Below are 21,839 nucleotides of genomic sequence, written 5' to 3'. Positions count from 1 at the left end.
AAGGTCACCATACAAACACCTTCAGCGGCAGCAGCTTGTTGATCAGCGCACGTTCGTCGCCGGTGAATGGCCGGAGCACGGCGCAGAACAGCAGACAGACCATGACGGCCGCCGCAAGCGCCAGGAGCAGTTGAGCTAGCCCACCACGGGCCAGGTCTGCAACCCCGAGAGCATGCAGCGTTGATGCGGTCAACGCGATGGATGCGGCAAACTTCGCCAGACTCAGCCACGGCAGCCGGAATGACATGCCGGAAGCCCGCAGATACACCGCCATCACGACGCCCCATATCAGCTCCGACGCAGCCAGCCCCCCGCAGAGCGCCCAGATGCCGAGGCTCGAATAGCCCGCCAAGCCAAGACCGATGCCAAGCACGGAGACCAGGGTCGCCACGAGGCTGCCGGAACCGACCTCCATCGTGAAACCCAGCAGCGCGATCACGGTGCGGGCGGACTGGATGAACAGCAGGAACACGAAAAAGTACAAGTACACGAGGCCGTCGGTCATGCGACCGCCGGAGATCAGCGCCAGGAGCGGCTCGCCGGCAATGAGCAGCGCTGTCGTGATGGGCGCAAGCATCAGCACGTTGATCTTGATGACCGTTCCCGCCAGTTGCACCAAATCGGCTGTGGAGCGGCCGCTGGCCCGCGCGGAGATGAACAGCGGACGCACCCAGCCGATCAACAAGTAGCTCGGCAGGTACTTCTGGACCGTGGCAGACAACGCAGAGGCGAAACCGAAGGCGGCGATGACCTGCGCACCCAGCAGGCGACTCACCAGCAGCTTGACCATCTCCGCGCCGGTCAGCAGGAAGAGCACCTGCGAGAAGTAGGTGGGAACCGAGAAGCGCAGCAGCCGGGCCATGGTCGGCATATGCAATGTTTGCGCCACGGACTCGCGGGCACGCTTTGCACCGTAGTGCAGCAATAGCCCGCTGGAAACCACGGCACCAAGTGCGGATGTCGCCACTTCGATGCTCAGCCACAGTTCCAGCGTGACCTCATGACGGCCGGCACCGCCGACCAGCAGCAGGCCCAGCAGCTTTGCGCCATTCCTCAGCAGCGCCGACACCTGCGCCCGCCCCTGCTGCAATAGCGACTCGAACTCCACGTCGATGAAGCGCGCAGTGCCTTCGAAGCAAAGCAGCAATGCAAATAGACGCACAACGGAGGTCGTGTACGCGCCGCCCGCCAGTTCGGCTACCGCGGGGGCAGCAATGAAGAGCCCCGCCGCGCACACCATGAGCGTCGCGATGCGATAGGCCGTGAGTCGTTGCACCAATGCTTTCAGACCAACGCCGCCGCCGGCCGGCCGCAGTTCCGGCAGATAGCGAAACGCGACTGCGTATGCTCCGGGGCTCGCCGCCAGTTGCAGAATCTCGAAGGCCGCAAACAGCGTGATGTAGACGCCGTAGTGGTCTCGACTCAGCGAGCGAACCAGCAGCAGCAGCGTCGCGATGCCGACCAGCGCGGCCAGCACCTTTCCGATCGCGAAGTGGCTCAGGCTCTTCTTCGCGACGGCTGCCGTGCTCGGGGACGTCTCATTGGTCATCGATGATCCGGGGGCGACGTCTGCCACGCGTCAGACGGCATCGCCGCAGGAGCGCCACGCGCAGACGACTACCACCGGCCACGCCATCGCAGCCGGGCTCGATGCAACTGCAGTCATTGCCCCGACTCCTTGCGATGCGCCGGCAAAAAGAGTCCCAGCAGCTTGTCCAGCACCAGCATCAAGCCCAGCGCCACGATGAACAGAACCATGCCCGCGAATCCATGGACGAAACCCTGGCCTGCCTCATCGCCGAAGTGATAGGTCACCAGCACCAGGATCATGACGCGCACGATATTCGCGACGAACGCCGTCGGCACAAGCAGCAGAGCCAGCGCCACGTTGCGAACCGGGTTGGTGTACCTCATCAAATTCATGTACAGCATGCCCAGGGCTTCCAGCGTGAACATGCTGTTCAAGCCCGCGCAGGCATCAGCCACCAGCAGTTGGTACGGGCCTACCGTCATGATCACGCCGCTGCGCCCCACAGGGTAGCCAACGGCGTAAAGCAACGAGCTCGCCAGGGCCGAAACCGCCGACTTGAGCGGCGCGGTGACGGCGGCCACGAGGGCCTCTGGCAGCGGCACCATGAACAGCATGAAGAACAGCGGGAACCACATCAGCCGCAGTGCTTTGCCGCCCTTGAAGAGCAGCAACAGCGAGATGAGCACGCCGATCTGCGACCCTACCGCAAACATGATGATGTCCTGGGACCGTCCAATCGCATACAGCGCCAAGCTGACGACGAGCACCGGCCAACCCAACCAGCCCACCGGCCGCGCAGTCAACGAGGCCAGATCGAGACGACGGACGTACAGCAACCAGCAACTCACCGCCAGGATGATCGGCCCGTGACCCTGTTCGTCGGTGGACCACACCGTCCTGCCCAGTTCCATCCAGGCCGGCACGTACAACAGCGAAAACCCGGCCACCAGCAATGCGAGAACCACACGGTCCACGCCGGCCGGCACGATGGGTTGGTGCGGACGCGAGGCGGAAGGCGCCGCGCCGCTGGGGTCGGTGGCAGCAGCCATGGGCGAGGTCAGAACTCGTTGAACACCACACCCGCCAGCACGGCCGGGGTTTCAGCCAGATTGGCGACCAGGTCCTGAAGGGTCGCGACGCGGCCCTGATCCTTGCGAGCCACCACGAGCGTTGCACCGCAGCGCGCCGCGATCACCGCGCTGTCGCTGCCATAGCAGGCCGCGGGCGTATCCACGACCACGTGATCGAACTTGGACACCAACTCGCGGATCAGCAGGCCGAATGCCGGGCGCTCGACCAGCTCCAGCGGGTTCGGAGGCGTGGTGCCAACCGGCAGGACGAACAGGCTGGGCACGCCGGCCACTTGCTGAATGACCTTGTTCTCGGCACGACCGCTGAGAATGCTCGACAGCCCGGCCTTGTCTCCGACACCGAAAACTTCGTGCTGCCGCGGGTGACGCATGTCGGCGTCGACCAACAGCGTGCGACCACCCAGTTGGGCCAGCACGACGGCCAGGTTAGCAGCGAAGAATGTCTTGCCGTCACCCGAGTCCGGGCTGACCACTGCAATGGCACGCCGCTCCTGGCCTTCGTTGAACAGCCGCATCATGAGTTGGCTTCGGATGGCGCGGAGACTCTCAGCCTGCACACCGAACGGTTGGTTCAGTGCCACCAACTCGGGACTCGCCTTGCGGTGTTCTTCAGACGCGTAGGGATAGTGAAACTGCTGGCTGAGTGCAAACAGCACGTCGTCGTTGCTGGCAAAACCCAGCGCCACGGCAGCCTCACCGAAGCGCACGCTCCTGTCACGCTGATGGCGGACGATCCTCTCCACCTGGTCGGCGGAGAGGTTGCGCAGGTCGGCCAGGATGCTGCCGATCGAACGATCAGCGATGTTGGAGGCTTGGGCGTCGACGGTCACGGGGTCTGTCTTTCTGTACGGCAGATGCGTTAAGCGGGCGGCGACTCAGACGCCTGATGAGGAGCCGGGGGCTCCCAGGCTCGCAGCGCGCTGCAGACCCAGCGCGACGGGACGCGCAGGATTGAAACGCTTGGCGTTGGGCACTGGCAGCGACCCCAGCACAGGTAGGCCAAGCGCGGCCACGACATCCTCTGGACTGCGCACTCGCCGGTCAGTCAATTCCATCAGCAGTGCGACACCCACGGCCAGCAAACCACCAAGGAAAACAGCCAGCAGCGTGTTCAGCAGCATCTTGGGGCTGCTGTGCTTGGTCGGCGCCTGGGCTTCAGTGAGCACGCTGGCATAGCTCTGCGTGTTCTGTGCTTCCAGCGAAGACTGGTTCATGCGCGCCACCAGGTTGTCGAACACGCGCTGCGCGTTCTCCACGTCCCGTTGAAGCACCAGACCTTCGTCACGCACGGCCTTCATCTGAAGCACCTTGGCCCGCTGGGCCTCCAGGGAGGCGCGCACCTGGCCCTCGCGCGACTTGTTGATCGTGTTGCTCATCGTCACGCCACCCGTCACGCGACGCGTTTCCGCTTCGATCCTGCTGCGCAGTTCGGCGTTGTTGGCACGCACTTCGAGAACTTGAGGGTGCTTGTCGCCCAGCCGCTGGGACAGCTCCTGCAGGCGTGCCTCGTTGCGCGTAAGGTCTGCCTTCAGGCCGCTGATCAGCGGGTTGTTAAGCACTTCCTGCAAGCGATCACTTTGGCTGCCCTGAGCCTGGGTCTGGCGGCTGGTGCTTTCCGCCGACAGCGCCTGCGACTGCGTCAACTGGCTGTTCAGCTCGGCAAGCCGAGCGCCCTCGATATCCAGCCGCTCATCCGTCGCGATGATGCCGTTGGCCTGCTGGAATGCGGAGAGGCGCTGCTGTGCGGTCTCCAGCGAGTCGCGGGCTTCCTTGGTCTGCGCCTGGAAGAAGCTGTTGAACTGCTTGGCCGGGCCGGAACGCAACTCCAGCGTGGTGTTGATGTAGGCCTGCGCGAAGGCATTTGCCAGACCCGCGGCGAACTGCGGCGACGGGCTCCGGAACTCGATGCTGATGACGTTGCTCAACTGGCTGGGCTTCACGTCGAGATACTTCTGCAGGAACTGAACCAGGTACTGCTCCAGCGTGCCCTCGCCGCCTGTCTCGGTCTGCCACTGCTCACGGATGCTCGCGTTCTCAGTCAGCTTCAGGTCGCGGATGACCCGCAAGGCCACGCGCTCGCTCTGCAGGATGTCGACTTGCGTCGCCATGAAGCCCGGAGCGGTCAGGCCCGAAAGGGCGTTCGCAGACACGGGATCCGGCTTGACGTCGACCACCACGCTGGCGGCACCTGCGTATTGCTTGGGCAGCAGCAGGCTGACCGCCACCGTCGTCACGACCACCAAGGAAAACACCAGCAATGCTGCCCACTTGCGCGCACGCAAGATCGACAGAAACTGTGCAAACGTCATTCAAAAACTCCCTCTAAGCGTCGGCCGCAGCCAGACGCCATTCACGCGTCAGAACAGGCTTTCCTTGACATAAACGACGTCGCCATCGCGCACGCTGTCGTCCATGCCAAGTTGCACCACCTGCACCTTGCCGTCCGCGCCCTTGCGGTGCACGCGGATGCCGCGCTCAGTGCCGCGCTGGGTCAGGCCGCCACCGGCTGCCAGCACTTGCATGACCGTCATGCCGCGCTCCAGCCGCGTCGGGCCGGGGCGCTGCACCTCGCCGTAGATGTAGACCAGCGGCGCGCGGTCCACCCACAGGACGTCGCCGTTCTGGATCAGCACGTCATTGGGGCGACCCTGTTCCGTGTTGGGGCCGAACACGCTGGGCAGGTCGATCACCAGCCGCAAGGGCTGGCCGTTGCGCATGCCGGTGAGCACGAGTTGGTCGCCGCCCGTCGTCGCGACACCGCCGGCGTTGGCCAGCAGGTCGGTCATGCGCATGTCGGCGGTCTCGATGGGGTAGCGCCCCGGGCGGTTGACCTGGCCCAGCACGCTGGCCTGGTTGCCCTTGACCTGCACCAGCGTCAGCGTGACCTGCGGCTGCTTGACGAAGTTGCCGTTCTTCAGACCATCGGCAATGAGCTTCTCGGCCGCGCTGACGCCCAGGCCGCCCAGCCGCACGTTGCCCAGCAGCGGAAAGCTGACGACACCGGTCTCACTGACCCGCGTCTCCAGCGTCAGGTCGGGGTTCTGGTAGACCACGATGCGGATCACGTCGCCCGCGCCGAGGCGGTATTCGGCGGCCACGGTCGCCGCCGGCTTGGGCGCGGCGGTCTGGGCCTGGGCCTGGGCGGACACAGCGCCCAGGGCGAGCGTGGTGGAGATCAGCAGTGCGGTGAGACGCGTCATCTTCAACTTCATTTCAGACCCATGCCCTTGGAGATGGAAGCAGGATCCAGGCCACTGGCTGCAGAGGCAGGCGTTTCGGCGACGGCGGGGGCTACCGGTGCAGTGCCAGCAGCCGGCGCGCTGGCAGCAGCCGGCGCGGCTTCTGCGAACTTGCCGACGTACTCGATCTTGGAGCTGTCGCGCAGCGCCTTGATGTCCTTCTGCACCACCTCGGCTTTGCGCTGGTTGACCAGGAAGGCCTCGATGGCCGGGCGCGCGCGCGCCTCGTCGGCCGGCTGCGGACGCGAGCCCATCAGTGTCACCACCGTCAGGCCGTTCGCGTTCTGCGTGACGGCGGACTGGCCGTCGGTCATGCGTGCGATGTTGTCCAGGCTGGCCAGCGGCAGTTGCTCGGCAGCGCGCACGGCCTGGTTGCCGGTGAAGCGCATGTCGTTGGCCTTCAGGAACTCCAGGAACTCCGGCATGCTCTTGGCGGAAGCCAGCTTGGCGCGGACGGCATCGAACTGCTCGGGCTTGGCCTCGATCTGCAGCTCCTGCAGGGTGTAGATGCGGCGGTCGCGGAACAGCGCAGGCTTCTCGGCGTAGTACTTGGCAATCTCGTCGCTGGTGGGCTTGGCGACGCTCTCGCCGACGCGCTCGATGTAGGCTCGGGCGATGATCTCGCGCTTGGCAGCCTCGATCTGCTGCACCACGCGCGGGTCGCGGTCCAGCTTCTGCTCCTGGGCCTTTTGCACCGCGAGTTCCTGGTCGATCAGGCGCTCCAGCACCTGGCGGCTGGCGGCCTCGGCCTGCTCGGGCTTCAGGCCCGGCTGACGCTGCAGCACGAAGTTGATCTGGTGGACGGTGATCTCTTCCTTGTTGACCTTGGCGGCCGTCTGGGAAGCCTTCTCACCCTTGTCGCCACCGCATGCCGCCAGCAGCACGGCTGCCGCAACGGCAGCCAGCAGCGAAACGCGGGGATTGATCAGTCGCTTTGCCATCTTTTCGTGGTCCTTGTCGTGCTTGGAGGGTGCCCTGCCCCAGGGAGCGGACGAGTTTAGCGGCGGCATATGTCGCTTCTATGGGTGCCACGACCCCGTTAAAGGGTTCGTGAACACTGCGCCGTTAGAGCGTTTTCAAGGGCGAAGTTCCACGCACCCCCGCATTCACGGGGGAAACAGGGCGTGGCATCAGGCGCGCCGCGCTCAGGCGGCGACGCCCCCAGTCAGCACTTGATGCCGGCGTGCAGCGCGACGAGGCCAGCGCTGAGGTTGTGCACGTCCACGTGGCCGAAGCCGGCCGTCTTCATCATGGCCTTCAACGTCGCCTGGTCGGGGTGCATGCGGATGGATTCGGCCAGGTACTTGTAGCTGTCTGCGTCGCCAGCGAACAGCGAGCCCAGCTTGGGCAGGATGTTGAAGGAGTACCAGTCGTAGGGCTTGCGCAGCGGCTCGGCGATCTTGGAGAACTCCAGCACCAGCAGGCGGCCGCCAGGCTTGAGCACGCGGCACATCTCGGCCAGCGCCAGGTCCTTGTGCGTCATGTTGCGCAGGCCGAAGGCCACGCTGACGAGGTCAAAGCTTTCGCTCTTGAACGGCAGCTTCTCAGCGTCCGCCAGGCTGGTGGGCAGGATCAGGCCTTCGTCCAGCAGCCGGTCGCGGCCCTGGCGCAGCATGGCTTCGTTGATGTCCGTGTGCACCACCAGGCCGCTCTCGCCCACCTTGCGGGCAAAGGCGCGCGACAGGTCGCCCGTGCCGCCGGCAATGTCCAGCGCGCGCTCGCCCGGCTTCAGATTGGCAACCTGCACGGTGTACGCCTTCCAGCCGCGGTGCAGGCCGGCCGACATCAGGTCGTTCATCAGGTCGTACTTGGACGCGACCGAGTCGAACACGCCGCGCACCTTGCGGGCCTTCTCGTTCTCGTCGACCTGCTGGAAACCGAAGTGGGTCTGGCTCATGGAATTCAGTGTGAGTGGCAGTTGCCGCCGCCCTTGACGGGCATCGCATCGTCGCGCGCCTTGCCGGCGGCGGCCAGCTTGGCGCCATACTCAGCCCAGAGCGCGTCCTGCTGGCTGCCGAGCTTGTGAAGGTAGTCCCAGGTGAACAGGCCGCTGGCGTGTCCATCCGAGAACTCGGGACGCACGGCGTAATGGCCCACCGGCTCCAGGCCCGTGATGAGCACGTCGCGCTTGCCGGTCTGCAGCACCTCCTGGCCCGGGCCGTGGCCCATCACCTCGGCAGAGGGGCTGTAGACGCGCATGAGCTCGAACGGGATGCGAAACCGCGCGCCGTCGTCGAAGGCGATCTCCAGCACGCGGGACTGTTGGTGGACGGTGATCTCGGTGGGGGCACGCATGTCGGTGGGGAGTGTAGGTGGCGCGCGGCGCCACGCCACGGCCGCACCGACGTCGCAGGAAAGCCCCGGCCCGGCGCAAGGGGAGCGCTTGACGTGACGAATGTCACAGCCCATACTTGCGAACGATTCTCATTCGCGAGCTCATCCAACACCGTGCCATTCCCGCAGACCGTCATCCAGCAGCACATCGCGCAGATCTTCGACGAACTGCTGCGCCATGACGGCTATGGGGAGTTCAAGGTGGAGCTGCGCATCCTGAAGCGCGGGCAGAAGGAAGTGCTCGTGCACTACGGCAAGCAGTACCGCTACGTCATCGACTTTCCCGCCGGGCCGGACGCCCCCGTCCGCCCCGGCAACACAGCCCCGGCCCCGGCCTGAGGCTGAGCACCGCCGCCCTGCCGGGCGGCGTCTCGGAGGCGGCAAGGGGCCGCTCCCGACACAACCGATGTTTCGCAGTCCGAACGCTTCTTTGGGTGAAGGTGACGACGCTCTCAATATAGGAGTGATCATGCACCTGTCCATCCGGACCCCACTGGCCGCCGCTGCGCTGCTCGTCTTCGCCGGCCACGCCGCCGCCAACACCACCCACGACGCCTTCGTGGACGTCGCCGGATCCGCCGCGTTCGATGGATTCAATGAACTGCGCGCCGGGCGCATCACCACGGCCAACCTGGTGGCCGGCATCGGCAGCAACGTCGCCGATTCCGACAACACCGCCACGCTGAAGCGCCTGAACGGCGGCTTCTACCCCGCCAGTGGCGGCCTGTACTCGTGGAGCACGGACTCGGCCTTCAGTCTCAACGTCGCGTCGGCTGTGGCCAACCTGAGCTCGGTCACGCTCCAGACCTTCGTCACGGTCGACACCTCGCAGGGCGTCGACGGCCTGTTGCAGGCCGGCTACCTGCCGACGCTGAGCTACAACGGCGGCACCCAGCAGCTGGCTGCCGTCTACACGGTGACCCCCGTGGCCGGCGGCCTGGGCATGGACGGCACGCCGCTGGAGGCCAGCCCCAACAACCCCAACTACGGCTATTTCAGCTGGGACCTGTCCAGCCTCTCGGCCCCCGTGACCTCCTTCAATGTGAACTTCGGCCTGGACACGCATTCCAACGCGCTGGCCTTCCAGCTCGACCAGTCCGTCGCCGCCCCGGTGCCGGAGCCGGGCACCTACGCGTTGATGCTGGCCGGCATGGGTGTGGTGGCCTTCCTGGCCCGCCGCCGCAAGGCCGCGCACTGATGCACTGAACGTCCTGCGGCGGCTGCCCCTGACATGCGCACCACGGGCTGGTGCGCAGCAGCCGCCGCGGCGTGCGGCCCAGGCGCGGGCCGTTCTCTTGGGCGCGACCAACTTACGGTCGGTCGCGCCCCTTTTTCCTCCTCACTTTCCCGATACGGAGCTTCCGATGCGCCCCGCCCTGCTGGCGTGCGCCGCGGCCCTTGCCCTGCTGAGCAGCGGCGCGGCCCTGGCCAACGCAACCGATCCCGCCTTCAGTGACATTGCCGGCGCCGCCGCCACCGACAGCTTCAACCAGCTGATCGCCGGCCGCATCAGCGCCGCCAATCTCGTGGCCGGTATCTCCGGCAACGTTGCCAACGAAGGCGGCGCGACGTTCAAGCGGCTGACCGGCGGCTTCTACCCGGCCAGCAGCGGCCTGTACTCATGGAGCACCGACTCGGCGTTCTCGTTCTCGGTCGGCAGCGCCGCCGCTGGGCTGACGTCCGTCAATCTGCAGACCTTCGTCTCGATCGACACCTCGCAGGGCGTGGACGGCCTGCTGCAAGCCGGCTACCTGCCCACGCTCAGCTACAACGGCGGCAGCCAGTCGCTGGCGCCTGTCTACACGATGACTTCCGTTGGCGGCGGCGTCGGCATGGACGGCACCCCGCTGACGGCCAGCCCCAGCAACCTCAACTACGGCCAGTTCGCCTGGGACCTGTCCGGCCTCGGCACCTCCATTTCGTCGTTCAGCATCAGCTTCGGGCTGGACACGCACTCCAATGCGCTGGCCTTCCAGCTCGACCAGGTCGCCGCGGTACCCGAGCCCGCCACCTACGCCTTCGCCGCCATCGGCATGGCCTTGTGCGCCGGCGCCGCGTGGCGTCGCCGCCGCACGCTGAGGGCGGTCCCCGCGTGAAACACCTCCCCTTGCTCGCGGCCGCGCTGCTGCCACTGTTCGCCGCTGCCGCCGACGAACCTGTCGTGCCGCCACCGCCGCCCGACGACACGCTGCCGCTCGTGCGCACCAAGGCCGCGACCGTCGGCGAGAAGCTGGGGCTGCCGGCTGACAAGCCCGTCACGCGGCTGGAGGCCGAGGCCATCGAGCGGCGCCAGGCCGAGAACATCTTCGACGTGCTGAAAGACGTGCCCGGGGTCGGCGTCGTCGGCGGTCCGCGCGCCAGCGGCATGCGCTTCACGCTGCGCGGCTTCACCGACAACGAGGACGTGCTGTTCAAGATCGACGGCGCGGTCAAGGGCTTCGAAAAGTACCGCTTCGGCGGCGGCGTGTTCCTGGAGCCGGAGCTGCTGAAGGCGCTCAGCGTCGAGCGCGGTCCTTCGGTCACCTCCGGATCTGGCGCGCTCGGCGGCACGATCTCGGCCACCACCAAGAACGCTTCCGACCTGCTGGCGCCGGGTCAGCGCGTGGGCGCGCTCGTGAAGCTGGGCTTCAACGACAACAACCGCGAGCGCCTGCGCATGGGTGCCGTGTTCGGCAGGCCCACCGAGCGCATCGAGCTGCTGGCCGCTGTCGTCAGGCGCGACTCACAGGACCTGCGCCTGCCCGACGACTCGCGGCTGGTGCTGTCGTCCACGCACTCGCAGAGCCGCCTCGCCAAGATCGGCTTCACACCCATCGACGAGCTGTTCATCGAGCTGGGCCATGTGCAGTACATCGCGGGTCCCGAGCGCCAGCCCTACGATGCGACCGGCGGCTTGGTTGGCGTGGGCGGTATCGTGCACCGCGCCATCGACGACGCGACGACCAACTTGCGCGTCACCTGGGAGCCCGGCGCGAACTTCAAGCTGCGCGGCACGCTGGCGCGCGAGCGCACCTACCTGCACGACCTTCACAAGTTCGGCGAGACGCGCTTCCAGATCTGCGCGAACAACGTCAGCATCCAGTTCTGCGACGACCACTGGCAGTACGACATCGTCAACGGCGAGCTGTTCGCCGACATGACGACGAAGCTCGGTGCGGTGGACGCCGCGCTGACCGTCGGCGCGCAAGGCCTGCGCAACCGGCGCAACGTGCGCCGCGTCAGCTCCAACGCCACGATGAACGACCTCGTCTGGCCCGGCGGCTTCAACGCCGCCCAGCCACCCGGCGACAAGCACTCCCACGCCGTCATCGCCGAGGGCCGCTTCACCTGGCAGGACTGGACGCTGACGCCCGGCATGCGCTGGGACCGCTACACCGTCATCGCGCAGGGCGGCACGCGCGAAATCATGGCGCGCGAAGGCCAGACGCCCGAGATCAGCTTCGCCAAGGCCCAGCCGTCGCTGGCGCTGACCTGGCGCATCCCGCGCAGCGACTTCGCGCTGACCGGCCGCTACAACGAGGGCTTTCGCCCGCCACTGATCGACCAGTACTTCGCCGATGGCAGCGCGAACGCCGCCCAGCGCAGCGGCCTGTGCATGCGCACCTGGGGCCAACCGCTGCAGGGCAACGTCGTCACGGCCCAGACCATCCAGCCGCTGTACGACCGCGCAGGTCTCGGCCAGATCTACAACCCCGCGCTGGACCACGCTCCGCTCAACGGCATCTGCGGCGACCTGTACGTGCCACAGGAGTCCGTCAGCAAGGAGACCACGCTGGCCTGGGAGCCGCCGCAACGCAACGGCCAGCAGTGGTTCGGCCGGCTGACGTTCTTTCGCATCAAGACCGACAAGCTGCTGGGCTCGCTGCGCTGGCTGGACGGCCGCGTGCAGCAGCCCGGCATCGAGCACCGCCGCGGCACCGAGCTGGAGCTGCGCTACGGCAGCCGCCATTGGTTCGGCGAGTTCAGCCTGGCGCGCGTGAAGCGCAGCGCCGTCAACGACGCCGCGCCCGGCCAGAGCGACATTGAGAGCTACTCGGTGCCACCGGACAGCACCAGCCTGATGCTGGGCGGGCGCGCCTTCGGCGGCCGGCTGGAAGGCGGCTGGCGCTGGCGCCACCTCAGCGACCGGCGCGCCTACATCTCGGGCGCGCCGGCCGTGTGCGCCAGCACGGCCGATGCCGCCGGCGTCGGCACGCACTACGGCGCCGACATCCACGAGCTGTTCGCAACCTGGCAGGCCACGCCGTGGGCGCTGGTGCGCGCCGGCATCGACAACCTGGCCAACCAGGACTACTGCCTCAGCAGCAGCTTCGCCGGCGGTGTGGGCTTTCACGCCCCGGGCCGCGCGGCCAAGGTGTCCATCACGTTGCAGTACTGATTTCCAACCCCGGCCTCCGCCGTTTCCCCACCCAAGCACATCATGCAAATCAAACCGACCGCCCTTGCCGCAGTCCTGCTCGCCACCGCCTCGCTGGCGCAGGCCAACACCACGCACGAGTCGTTCAGCGACGTCACCGGCTCCGCGTCATTCGACGGTTGGAACCAGCTCAACCGCAGCGGCCTGGGCTGTGCCGACAGCACCTGCTCGACGGCCAAGCTTGTGGCCGGCATCACGGCCAACGTGGCGGGCTCGGGTGACGCAGTGTTCAAGCGCGACTCCGGCGACCACTACCCCGCCGGCTTCGGTCTGTATGGCGGCAATTCGGTGCTGAGCTTCATCGACACCACGCTGGTGGGCAACCTCGGCACGCTGGTGTTCCAGGGCATCGTCAACGATTTCAGCGGCGCCGGCTTCGGCCTCACGCTGAGCTACAACGGCGGCACCCAGGCGCTGGCGGCCAGCAACGTCAGCAGCGTGCTGACCGGCGGGGTGGCCGACTACTACCGCTACACCTTCGACCTGTCCGGCCTGGGCGCGGTGAACAGCTACTCGCTGTCGCTGAACGCAGGCTTCTCGCAGATGCTGGCTTTCCAGGTCGACCAGGTCGCCACCGCACCCGTGCCGGAACCCAGCACCTACGCGCTGATGGCCGGCGGGCTGGGGCTGGTGGGCTGGCTGGCGCGCCGCCGCAAAGTCACGCAGGCCTGATGTCCGTACCGGCGGCGCAGACGGCGAGGCACGGCACGGCGGCGCTGCAGGGGTTCGCACCCCTGCTGGCGGTCGGCGGCGCAGCCCTGCTGCTCTACGCCCCGACGTTCACCACGCTGGCCGGCCGCTACTGGCAGGATCCGACCCATTCGCACGGGCCGCTGGTTCTGCTGGCCTGCGTGGCGCTGTTCGTGACGAGCTGGCAGCAAGCGGCCGCCATGGCCGACGCCACGCCCCCGTCGTCGGGCGGCGTCGCGTTGCTGATGGTGGCGGCGCTGCTGTTGCATGCGCTGGGCGAACTCAGCGGCACGGTGCAGCTCAGCGTACTGTCGCTGCCGCCGCTGCTGGCCGCAATGACGCTGTGGGCCGGCGGCGGCGCGCGGCTGCGCGCTCAGGGGCGCTTCCCCTACGTCTTCCTGCTGTTCCTGGTGCCGTGGCCGGTGTGGATGACCGATCCGGTCACGCAGCCGCTCAAGACCCTGATCAGCCTCTGCACGGAGCAGTTGCTGCACAGCTGGGGCTACCCCATCGCACGCGACGGGGTCGTGCTGCACCTGGGCGGCTACCAGCTGCAAGTCGCCGACGCTTGCTCCGGCATCAACTCGCTGTTCATGCTGGAAGCCTTCGGGCTGCTGTACATCCACCTGCTGCGCGCGCCCTCGCCGCTGCGGCAGACCACACTGGCAGCGCTGATCCTGCCGATCTCGTTCAGCGCCAACCTCCTGCGCGTCATCGCGCTGGCGCTGCTGACCTTTCACGGCGGCAACGACCTGGGCCAGGGCCTGCTGCACGAGGGCTCGGGACTGCTGCTGTTCACGCTGGCGGTGCTGATGCTGGCGCCGATGGACGCGCTGCTGCGACGCTGGGCGCCCACGAAGCGCGCGGGCACTGCCTCGCCATCGGCACCGATGCGTTGGAAGCCGCCTGGCTGGCTGCGCGCCGCACCGTTGCTGCTCGCATTCATCGCCTTGCACGCCGCGCTGCAATCCTCCGCCAAACAGCCCACCGCGTCACCAGCGGCCGACCTGCAGCACACACTGCCCGACCGGGTCGGCGACTGGCATTTGGTGGGCGGCGGACCCGACCTGATCGTGTTGACGTCACCGGGCGAGGCCCAGGTCTACGACCAGCAGGTCGTGCGCACCTACGAAGACTCGCAGGGCCGGCTGCTGATGCTCAACATCGCCTGGGTGCACCAGGCCATGCGGATTGCCGATACCGCGCACGACCCGCGCGCTTGCTACCCCGGCCAAGGCTTCCAGCTCGTCGAGGCGGAGCCGGCCACCTTCGCCGGTGTCCAGGGCCAGCGGCTGCTGGCGCGTCGCGGCGCCAGGCTCGAAGTGGTGAGCTACTGGCTGCGCACCGGCAGCCGCTATGGCGCCGTCACGACCGGCACCCGCTTTCATCTGCTGTCCGAGCGCATCGCCAACCGCGTGCCCGACAGCCTGCTTGCACGCGCCTCGATGCTCATCCGGCATCCCGACGAAGCCGCCGACGCGCACAAAGCAGCCGAAGGCTTCCTGGCAGCACTGGTGGACGCCAGCCCGACCGCCACCCGCGCACTGCTGCGACCGTGAAACGCATCGGCTGGCGCTTTGGCACCGCACTGTTCGCGCTGCCGATTGGGGCGGCGCTGCTGACGGCCGTGGCGTGCGTGCTGTTCATTGCGCCCGTGTACACGGCTCGCCTCAGCCTCGCCTTGCAGGCACCGCCGGGCAAGCTACCCATGTACGGCGCGCTGCTGCAGAGCCGCCGCCTGGCCGATCGCGCCATCGACCATTTCGCACTGCAGGCGCTGTGGGGCGAGCGCACGCGTGCCGACGCTCGCGAGAGGCTGGCCCGCTCCGTGCGCGTGGGCAGCGACAAGGGCGGCCTGCTGGTGGTGGAAGTGGACGCCCCGCTGCCCTGGCTGGCGGCCGACCTCGCCGCCTTTCATCTGCAGGAACTGCAGGCTCTTCTCGACACGATGCGTGCCGAGGCCGCTGCCGAGCGGCGCGCCCGCCTTGCTGACGCGCTCCGATCGGCACAGTCGGGTGCCATCGAAGCAAGACAGGCGTTGGCCCGCAGCGGCATTGACGAGGCCTCGCTGGCCAGCGACCTGCACTTCATCGGCGCGCAATGGCAGGCACTGCATCAGACGCTGCGCCAGGCCCAAGCCCGCCTGGCGGCGCTGGCGGTGCGCTTCGCGCCGGCCAGCGCCCCCTACCAGGCCGAGGCCGCGCGCGTCACCGCGCTGCGCGAGCAGCTCGCCCGCCTTGAGGCCGCCCGTGCGCCCGCCCCAGCGCACTACGCCATGGCCTGGCGGGAACAGCAGCGTCAGGAGCGGCTGCTGACGCGGCTGCGGCTCGCCGATGACCAGCTTCAGCAGGACGCAGGCAGACGAGAGGAGGCGTTGCTGGTGGTGGACCGCGCCAGCCTGCCAGAGCGCGCCGGCCGACCCTATGCGCTGCTGCTCATCGTCGCTGCTTGGGCGGGCACGGTCGCCGCCCTGCTGGCCTGGCGCCGGATCAGAAGCCCTGGTAGGCCGGCAGCTGCCCGTCCTTCGACCTCACCTGCGTGAAGCGCACGGCCAGCCGCGACTGCACGCTGACGGGGAGCGGCGCAAAGCCGGTGCCACGCGTCAGCTCGTCGCCGTGCATGAAGCACCAGTACAGGAAGCGCAGCGCACCCTGCGCCTTTGCCGCGGTTGCCGGCTCCGCGTCGATCAGCACGAAGCTGGTCTGCGTGATGGGCCAGGCGTCGTTGCCGGGTCGGTCCAGCAAGGTCGCCAGGTCATCGCCCTGGCGATGCATCTGGCTGTCCAGGATGGCGGCCCGGAACCCCGACTCCGCCGGTGTGACAAAACGGCCCGCGGCATTGCGCAACCGCACAGCCGCCAGCTTGTCGTGCAGCACGCGGTCAAAAGACACGTAGGCTATGGATCCCGGCGTGCTGCGCAGCGCCTGCACCATGCCGTCGTTGCCCTCGGCCTTCATCGGCCCGGCCGGCCAGTTGGGCGCCTGCCCGGCCCCCACCTCGGCCTTGAAGCGCGGCGACGCGCCGGCCAGGTAGCGGGTGAAGCCCTCGGTCGTGCCCGACTTCTCGGCACGCACGAGGCGACGGATGGGCAGCACCGGCAGGCCTACGCCCGGGTTCAGCGCAGCGATGCGCGCGTCGTTCCAGACCTTCACGCGGCCCAGGAAGATCTCGGCCAGCAGCTCGCCATCCAGTTGCAGCGGCGCGGCCACGCCAGGCAGGTTGACCACCGGCACGATGCCGCCCACGAGCATCGGGATCTGCACCAGCTTCTGCCGAGCGAGCTCGGCCGCCGGCAGCGGCGTGTCGGTGCCCCCGAAGTCCACCTGGCGTGCGCCGATCTGCTTGACGCCGTCGCCCGAGCCGGTGCCCTTGTAGGCCACGGCGGCACCGCCGGCCTTGGCATAGGCGCGCGCCCAGGCGTCGTAGACCTTGGACGGGAACGTCGCGCCCTGGCCCTGCACGGCCTGCGCTGCAGCGGCCGTGGACAGCAACAGTCCGACAAGGAGCAGCGGCAGGCGATAGAAAACAGACATGACCGGCAAACTGGTGAAAACCCGCGATCATGCCCGTGTCTTCCTTCAGTTTGAGGACAGAGGGCTCTAATGGTTGCTTTCCAAGCCTCCGCCCCCCTGCCATGAACCGCTCTCCCCTGCACCGCCTGGCCGCCGCTGCGCTGGTCGCGCTGGCGTCCTCGTCTTCCCCGCTCACCGCCCAGGCGCTGGACCTGGCCGGGCTGTCCAAGGACGTCCGGCCCTGCGACGACTTCTACGCCTTCGTCAACGCGAACTGGGAGGCCGCCACCGAACTGCCCGCCAGCCGCGCGCGCATCGGCAGCTTCGAGCAACTTCGCCAGGCCAACGACGCACTGCTGAACCAGGCGCTGAAGGAGCTGGCCGACAAGCCCGCGCTGCAGACGACGCCGGGCCTCAAGCTGATTGCCCTGTACTACAGCAGCGGCATGGACGAGTCCGCCATCGAGGCACGCGGGCTCACGTCGGTGGCGCCGCTGCTGAACCGTATCGACACGCTGCAGCGCCGCGAGGACCTGCCGGCGCTGATGGCACTGCTGAACCGCAGCGGCGTTGCCGCTCCGCTGGGCTGGTCCGTGCAGGCCGACCGCAAGGACACGCGACGCAATGTGCTGAACCTGATGCAGTCGGGTCTGGGCCTGCCCGACCGCGACGACTACTTCCGCGACGACGAGCGCACCCGCACGCTGAAGACCGCCTACCGCACCTACGCCCGCGCGCTGCTGACGGCCGCCGGCCGCCCGGCGGGCGATGCCGAGCTGGACGCGCTGCAGGTGTTCGAGACCCACCTGGCCGAAGCCTCGCGCGAACGCGCCCAGATGCGCGACCCCAACGCCAACTACAACCCCTTCAGCCACGCCGAGTTGACCGCCGCCGCCCCGGGGCTGGACTGGACGTCCTACCTCGCCGTGCTGACCGCCGGCGCCAAGCTGCCCCAGCGGCTGCTGGTGGGCCAGCCCGCGTTCGCCACACGCGTGGCGCAGCTCGCGGCCGACACACCGCTGGACGTGTGGCGCAGCTATCTCGCCCTGCGCGTGCTGGACACCGCCGCACCGCGCCTGCCCAAGGCGTTCGCCACCGCGTCGTTCGAGTACCGCGGCAAGGCCATCACTGGCCTGCAGGCGCCCGCGCCGCGCAACGAGGACGTCATCCGTCAGATCGGCGGCGCCTACGGCAACGAGCCGGTCGCGCTGGCGCTCGGCGAGCTGTTCGTTGCCCGCGCGTTCTCGCCCGAGGCACAGAAGCGCTCGCTGCAGCTGGTCGACGACGTGCGCGCGGCGATGAAGGCGCGCATCGAGAAGCTGGACTGGATGACCGCGCCCACCAAGGCCAAGGCCCTGGACAAGCTGGCGCGCATGCAGCCCATGATCGGCGCGCCCGCCAAGTGGCCACAGTTCGACGGCCTGCAGCTCAGCGGCAACGACTACGCCGGCAACTGGCTGCGCGTGGCGCTGTGGCACAGCGGCCAGCAGATGAAGGACCTGGACGCGCCGGTGGAGCGTGACCGCTGGCGCACCAGCCCGCACATCGTCAACGCGTTCGCGGGCGGGCTGAACCAGATCACCTTCCCGGCGGGCATCCTGCAGCCGCCGTTCTTCGACGCCAAGGCGGACGACGCGACCAACTACGGCGGCATCGGCATGGTCATCGGCCACGAGATCACGCACCACTTCGACGACAGCGGCCGCAACTTCGACGCCGGCGGCTCGCTGACCGACTGGTGGACGCCCGCCGACGCGGCCGGCTACAAGGCGCGCGCCGACAAGGTGGCCGAGCGCTACGGCGCCATCAGCCCACTGCCGGGCTACACGATCAACGGCCGGCTGACGCTGGGCGAAAACATCTCGGACGTGTCCGGCCTGCCGATCGCTTACGAAGGCCTGCAGCGCGCCCTGAAGCGCAACGGGGTGGCAGCCGACAAGCCCGTCGACGGCTACACGCCGGCGCAGCGGTTTTTCATCAGCAACGCGCTGGTGTGGCGCAACAAGGTGCGCACCGAGTTCCTGATCAACCAGCTGCGCACCGACTCGCACTCGCCGGCCAAATACCGCGTGCTGACGCCGATGAGCAACACGCCGTACTTTGCACAGGCGTTCTCGTGCAAGGCGGGCAGCGCGATGGTGGCCAAGGACCCGCTGACGGTGTGGTGAACCGCCCCGCCAGGTAGCGCCTCCCGCGGTGCCCTGGTTTTGTGAGCGGCCAACAAGCTCAGCTCGCCCGGGTGCCCGATCCACACCGCGCGCCACCTGACCGGGATGGCGCCTCGCTCGGGTCGAATTCAAGCCAACAACGACGCGGCGTGACGTCACCATGCGCCGGCGATGAGCCCGCACGATTGCATGCAGCGACTCGCCGCGCATGCGATAGGCCCAACGGTTGCCGGTGATGGCGGACCCAACGCTGACATGCAGCCGCCCCGCCAAGTGCGGGTGACGGAATCTGGCGCAAGTCCAGCGACCGTCAGCGGTAGTCGTGCTGATGATGAACTCTCGCGGCGAGCACGACGACATGGGAGTCTCGGATGGCAAACAGCACGACGCTGCCGCCATGACCGAATGGGATGACCAACTCCCTAAATTCCCGGCGTTCCTCTGATCGGCGACATGTGTGCGGCGCAAATGAGAGGATTCCCATCGCGCGCTCGACCGCCTCTTGGAATCGAAAGATGCAGGTGTCATCTGGCGTTTCGCTGGTCAGCTCGCGCTCGATGATCTATTCCTCAAGACGCTCGATGTCCTCCTGGAACGTGACGGTGGGAACGACGTGATACCGACCTGTTTCTTCTTGGCCGCCATTGCTGCACGGATGCGACGCTGTGCAGCCTTGGCGCGCTGCTGCATGCCGGCCAGGACGTCGTCGGCTGTCATCAGACCGATACCCTGGTCGGCCGAGCGCAATGGGCGGTCTCAACCTGAAGCGCAACACCAGCCCAGCGGGTAAGGTCACTCAATGCCCAGCCGAAGCTACCAACAACTGCAACCCGAAGAGCGCGGGACGCTCGCCGCACTCAGCCTTCAAAACAAAAGCCTGCGCGACATCGCGCAAGTGCTCGCGCGCAGTGCCTCCACCCTCAGCCGCGAGCTTCGGCGCAACGTCGGCCCGCAGGGCTACGCCGCAGACTGTGCCAAGCCTCAGGCCGCGCAGCGCCGCATTGACCAGCGCCCCTGGCCCAAGCTGCATCCCTTGAAGTCGCTGTGGCTGGTCGTCCAAGCAGGGCTGCGCCGCCAATGGTCGCCCCAGCAGATCAGCGCCACACTGCGCCGCATGTTCCCGGATCAGCCCGACATGCACGTCAGCCACGAGACGATCTACACGGCAATCTACGCCCAGCCTGCGGGCGAGTTGCGTCGCGAACTCGTCAAGTGCCTGCGCCAGGCCAACAACACGCGCCGGCCTCGCAGCGCCGGCGACGACCGCCGAGGCCAGATCCCGGACATGGTCAGCATCCACGTGCGCCCGCCCGAGGTGAACGAGCGCACGCTGCCTGGGCACTGGGAGGGCGACCTCATCAAGGGCGCGATGAACCGCTCGGCTGTGGGCGTGCTGGTGGAGCGCACGACGGGCTTGCTGCTGCTGGCCAAGATGCCGGATGCCTCGGCGGCGAGCGCGCTGGCGGCGTTCACTGACAAGCTCAGCCACATCGCAGAGCCGGTGCGCCGCTCGATGACCTACGACCAGGGGCGCGAGATGGTGCGCCACGCCGAGCTGACGCGCAGGACCGGCGTGAAGGTGTACTTCTGCGACCCCCACAGCCCTTTGCAGCGGGCCGCCTGCGAGAACACGAACGGGCTGATCCGCCAGTACCTGCCCAAGGGCACGGACTTGTCGGTGCACAGCCAAGAACAGCTCGACTTCATCGCCGACGAGATCAACAACCGACCTCGCAACCGCTTGGGTTGGGACAGCCCGCTCTAGCGCTTCCGGGCGATCATGCAGGCGCTGCAAGAATCCCCTTCCTCACCACTTCAATGACCGCTACGCCAGTGTTGCAGTTGGGATTTGAAACCGCCCTTTGTGATCTATATTTCCCTACTATGCTGTTAACGTCCCGGAAGGTCGGGTTTTTCAGCAGGATTTTCCGCCACTGCTGCGGGAAACCTCATGCCAACCTCATATAGGATAGCTTCATCCGAAGTCGTGCTAAGTTAACGAAAATCTCTCATGGCTGCCAAACGGGTGCTATCTCCAATAAAATGAAATGGAAGCGCTGATACGTTATGAGTGATGCCCCTATTTTGCTTCGTGTGGAAGCACAAAGAAAGCTAGGTTGGGTCGCCGCCCTGTTCAATCTCTTCCTACCCGGTGCAGGGTACCTTTATTGCGGCCGATGGTTTCTTGGTTTGGTCGCATTCACCATCTGGGGCGCCATTTGTGTAGCGACGCAAGGCGCCCTGTGGCTTCCAATTGCTCTTCTGCTCTTTGTCGACGGATTTCGCTGTGTAGCCAAATACAACAAGCGCGTCATAAACGAAGTGCTCGCTGATGAGGCTGCTAGGATTAAGCGCGCCGCTCAAGATGCACGCTCCGAGTAGTTGATTGTTTCGCGCGCGCGGGGAGCGCTCTTCGAAAACTTCCTACCCGTGGTTCGGCGGTCTCAAACCTGAAGTGCAACACCAGCCCAGCGGGCAAGGTCACTCAATGCCCCGCCGAAGCTACCAACAACTGCAACCCGAAGAGCGCGTGACGCTCGCCGGACTCAGCCTTCAGAACAAAAGCCTGCGCGACATCGCGCAAGTGCTCGGGCGCAGTGCCTCCACCCTCAGCCGCGAGCTCCGGCGCAAAGTCGGCCCGCAGGGCTACGCCGCAGACGGTGCCCAGGCTCAGGCCGCGCAGCGTCGCATTGACCAGCTCCCTTGGCCCAAGCTGCATCCCTTGAAGTCGTCAGACCTGCAAAATCCATTTCCAGGCAACTCGCTGTGGGCACGGCCCCGGCGACCAGCGGCGGGTCATGTCGGGTTGAGCAGCGGCTGACGCGATCGTTCGGGATTGAAGTTCATGACGCTGTTG

Annotated in this window: 20 protein-coding genes; 11 read left to right on the top strand and 9 right to left on the bottom strand. The window is 67.2% G+C overall.

Annotated features, from left to right (window positions below; genetic code table 11):
• Nucleotides 1-4 precede the first annotated feature (4 nt).
• The 8 genes from ACG02S_RS24340 to ACG02S_RS24305 form a co-directional block, all read right to left on the bottom strand.
• Nucleotides 5-1,549, bottom strand: coding sequence for a lipopolysaccharide biosynthesis protein (locus ACG02S_RS24340; RefSeq protein WP_394473091.1), 1,545 nt, complete (start codon nt 1,547-1,549; stop codon nt 5-7).
• Nucleotides 1,550-1,662: 113 nt separating this feature from the next.
• Nucleotides 1,663-2,580 (bottom strand): exosortase B, encoded by a 918-nt coding sequence (gene xrtB, locus ACG02S_RS24335; protein ID WP_394473090.1) that lies wholly within the window; start codon nt 2,578-2,580, stop codon nt 1,663-1,665.
• A gap of 8 nt (nt 2,581-2,588) precedes the next feature.
• Complete coding sequence (locus tag ACG02S_RS24330; RefSeq protein ID WP_394473089.1) at nt 2,589-3,452, bottom strand: polysaccharide biosynthesis tyrosine autokinase; 864 nt, start codon at nt 3,450-3,452, stop codon at nt 2,589-2,591.
• A 45-nt stretch (nt 3,453-3,497) separates the two neighbouring features.
• Nucleotides 3,498-4,931 (bottom strand): chain length determinant protein EpsF, encoded by a 1,434-nt coding sequence (epsF, locus tag ACG02S_RS24325; RefSeq protein WP_394473088.1) that lies wholly within the window; start codon nt 4,929-4,931, stop codon nt 3,498-3,500.
• 48 nt (nt 4,932-4,979) lie between these two features.
• Nucleotides 4,980-5,822: a polysaccharide export protein EpsE gene (gene epsE / locus ACG02S_RS24320; RefSeq protein WP_394473087.1), complete on the bottom strand. Its 843-nt coding sequence runs from the start codon at nt 5,820-5,822 to the stop codon at nt 4,980-4,982.
• A gap of 8 nt (nt 5,823-5,830) precedes the next feature.
• On the bottom strand, nt 5,831-6,802 hold the full coding sequence (locus ACG02S_RS24315; protein WP_394473086.1) for an EpsD family peptidyl-prolyl cis-trans isomerase: 972 nt from the start codon (nt 6,800-6,802) through the stop codon (nt 5,831-5,833).
• A 224-nt stretch (nt 6,803-7,026) separates the two neighbouring features.
• The gene (ubiE, locus tag ACG02S_RS24310) at nt 7,027-7,758 is read right to left on the bottom strand and encodes a bifunctional demethylmenaquinone methyltransferase/2-methoxy-6-polyprenyl-1,4-benzoquinol methylase UbiE (protein ID WP_394473085.1); all 732 of its coding nucleotides are present in this window, start codon (nt 7,756-7,758) and stop codon (nt 7,027-7,029) included.
• A gap of 5 nt (nt 7,759-7,763) precedes the next feature.
• The gene (locus tag ACG02S_RS24305; RefSeq protein WP_394473084.1) at nt 7,764-8,156 is read right to left on the bottom strand and encodes a gamma-butyrobetaine hydroxylase family protein; all 393 of its coding nucleotides are present in this window, start codon (nt 8,154-8,156) and stop codon (nt 7,764-7,766) included.
• Nucleotides 8,157-8,309: 153 nt separating this feature from the next.
• Between ACG02S_RS24305 and ACG02S_RS24300 the strand changes: the two genes are divergently transcribed.
• The 7 genes from ACG02S_RS24300 to ACG02S_RS24270 all read left to right on the top strand — a co-directional run bounded on the left by ACG02S_RS24300 (nt 8,310) and on the right by ACG02S_RS24270 (nt 15,844).
• Nucleotides 8,310-8,534, top strand: a complete 225-nt coding sequence (locus ACG02S_RS24300; protein WP_394473083.1) for a hypothetical protein — start codon at nt 8,310-8,312, stop codon at nt 8,532-8,534.
• A gap of 130 nt (nt 8,535-8,664) precedes the next feature.
• A complete protein-coding gene (locus tag ACG02S_RS24295; protein WP_394473082.1) occupies nt 8,665-9,393 on the top strand; it encodes a PEP-CTERM sorting domain-containing protein in 729 nt (242 codons plus the stop codon).
• 166 nt (nt 9,394-9,559) lie between these two features.
• Nucleotides 9,560-10,291 carry a PEP-CTERM sorting domain-containing protein gene (locus tag ACG02S_RS24290; RefSeq protein WP_394473081.1) on the top strand — a complete coding sequence of 244 codons (732 nt, stop codon included), beginning with the start codon at nt 9,560-9,562 and terminating at the stop codon, nt 10,289-10,291.
• Entirely contained in the window at nt 10,288-12,573 is a 2,286-nt protein-coding gene (locus ACG02S_RS24285) for a TonB-dependent receptor domain-containing protein (RefSeq protein ID WP_394473080.1), read from the top strand. The genes ACG02S_RS24290 and ACG02S_RS24285 overlap by 4 nt, the downstream gene beginning before the upstream one ends.
• A 42-nt stretch (nt 12,574-12,615) precedes the next feature.
• Nucleotides 12,616-13,284: a PEP-CTERM sorting domain-containing protein gene (locus tag ACG02S_RS24280; RefSeq protein ID WP_394473079.1), complete on the top strand. Its 669-nt coding sequence runs from the start codon at nt 12,616-12,618 to the stop codon at nt 13,282-13,284.
• A complete protein-coding gene (locus ACG02S_RS24275; protein WP_394473078.1) occupies nt 13,284-14,861 on the top strand; it encodes an exosortase C-terminal domain/associated protein EpsI in 1,578 nt (525 codons plus the stop codon). The genes ACG02S_RS24280 and ACG02S_RS24275 overlap by 1 nt, the downstream gene beginning before the upstream one ends.
• The gene (locus ACG02S_RS24270; RefSeq protein ID WP_394473077.1) at nt 14,858-15,844 is read left to right on the top strand and encodes a hypothetical protein; all 987 of its coding nucleotides are present in this window, start codon (nt 14,858-14,860) and stop codon (nt 15,842-15,844) included. Before ACG02S_RS24275 ends, ACG02S_RS24270 begins: the two co-directional genes overlap by 4 nt.
• On the opposite strand, the gene pstS is transcribed toward ACG02S_RS24270, so the two are convergent.
• Nucleotides 15,792-16,835 (bottom strand): phosphate ABC transporter substrate-binding protein PstS, encoded by a 1,044-nt coding sequence (gene pstS / locus ACG02S_RS24265; protein ID WP_394473076.1) that lies wholly within the window; start codon nt 16,833-16,835, stop codon nt 15,792-15,794. The genes ACG02S_RS24270 and pstS overlap by 53 nt on opposite strands.
• A 101-nt stretch (nt 16,836-16,936) precedes the next feature.
• Here pstS and ACG02S_RS24260 point away from each other — a divergent pair, with 101 nt between their 5' ends.
• From ACG02S_RS24260 to ACG02S_RS24245, 4 genes are all read left to right on the top strand, one after another.
• Nucleotides 16,937-18,982: a M13 family metallopeptidase gene (locus ACG02S_RS24260; protein ID WP_394473075.1), complete on the top strand. Its 2,046-nt coding sequence runs from the start codon at nt 16,937-16,939 to the stop codon at nt 18,980-18,982.
• Nucleotides 18,983-19,781: 799 nt separating this feature from the next.
• Nucleotides 19,782-20,747, top strand: coding sequence for an IS30 family transposase (locus ACG02S_RS24255; protein WP_394473074.1), 966 nt, complete (start codon nt 19,782-19,784; stop codon nt 20,745-20,747).
• Between the two features lie 302 nt (nt 20,748-21,049).
• Nucleotides 21,050-21,364, top strand: a complete 315-nt coding sequence (locus ACG02S_RS24250) for a hypothetical protein (RefSeq protein ID WP_394473073.1) — start codon at nt 21,050-21,052, stop codon at nt 21,362-21,364.
• Nucleotides 21,365-21,470: 106 nt separating this feature from the next.
• The gene (locus tag ACG02S_RS24245; RefSeq protein WP_394473130.1) at nt 21,471-21,803 is read left to right on the top strand and encodes a helix-turn-helix domain-containing protein; all 333 of its coding nucleotides are present in this window, start codon (nt 21,471-21,473) and stop codon (nt 21,801-21,803) included.
• Nucleotides 21,804-21,839: the final 36 nt, after the last annotated feature.

It is taken from the genome of Pelomonas dachongensis (assembly GCF_043555865.1).
Taxonomy (GTDB): Bacteria; Pseudomonadota; Gammaproteobacteria; order Burkholderiales; family Burkholderiaceae_C; genus Pelomonas; species Pelomonas dachongensis.
This window is presented reverse-complemented; position numbering and strand designations above follow the sequence as displayed.